This window comes from Stutzerimonas stutzeri, assembly GCF_024448935.1.
Taxonomy (GTDB): domain Bacteria; phylum Pseudomonadota; class Gammaproteobacteria; order Pseudomonadales; family Pseudomonadaceae; genus Stutzerimonas; species Stutzerimonas stutzeri_AO.
On record NZ_JAMOIE010000237.1, the window covers coordinates 1 to 1,062 of the forward strand.

The following is a 1,062-nucleotide window of genomic DNA, read 5'->3' on the forward strand; positions in this document are numbered from 1 at the left end:
CTGATATGTTTTGACCTGTCAAGTCTTGCACGGGCTTCACATGTTGCACCTCCGGGTTGCAGGCACCTTGGGGCAGGACAGGATCAAGCAGATTGCGACGGTGGATCATGCTGATATACGTGGATTGGGTACCACCTGACTTCACTGCGTCGCGGAGCTTGCCTTTCTCTAGAAGCAGGGATCACTTGCCGGAAACGCCCTCTGGGATTATCCCTGACAAGTACCGGTTTAGCCCGACCAAGGGTTCTCCACACCGGCCCGATCCTGCCCTGACTCAAAGTGCCTGGTACCTCCATGAATTCGGTTTTCGATGACTGGAGTTCGACGCCTTTAGTGGCGACGGTCTCTCAAGCTACGCGTGCTCGGGGCATCACGCGGCAGACAATGTCCCAGATAAAGCCCGCCAATTCTCGCGCCACGGCGACACACACCAGTTTGGTGTTCTTCCCTGCCCGGGTCAGGTCCCGGTAACGCCCGCACAGGCGTTTCTGGGCTTTCCAGGCGACGGCTTTGGCCTCCTCGGGCGCACCCGCCGCTTTACGCTTCAAATGCATCGTCTGGCGCGCCGGGAAGCGATAGCTCCACGCCGATTCCACCAGCATTCGCCGGGCATGGCTGTTGCCGGTGAGCGTGATCGCTCCCTGGCGTCGACGCGATCCGCTACTGTGCTCGCTGGGAACCAGCCCCAGAAAGCCCATCAGCTGGCGTGGCGAATCAAAGCGGCTGATATCGCCCAGTTCGGCCAGCAGGACCATGGCCGCCACTTTGTCGATGCCACGCAAGGCGACCAACGCCTCCACCACAGGTGCCAGAGACCATTGTGGCAAGGCCCGCTCCATCTGGACGGTGAGATCAGCCACTCGCCGGCTTGCGGCCTTGACCGCCTCGATATACTCCTGCAACACCACCTGTTGCCAGTCGTGCTCGAAACGCAACGACTCCAGCCAGTTGCAATGGGTCTGGGTCCAGCGGGTACGTCCCTTCGGCCAGTGGTGACCGTGGCGCAACACAAAGGCGTTCAGTTGCTGGCGCGCCTTGCGTTCCTGAGCCTTCATATCGTCA

The 1,062-nt window shown here is 60.5% G+C and carries 1 protein-coding gene; it reads right to left on the reverse strand.

What is annotated here, in order from left to right:
• Window positions 1–347: 347 nt before the first annotated feature.
• The coding region (locus NA637_RS25080; RefSeq protein ID WP_256075304.1) for an IS110 family transposase at window positions 348–1,062 on the reverse strand (715 nt) is incomplete at its 5' end.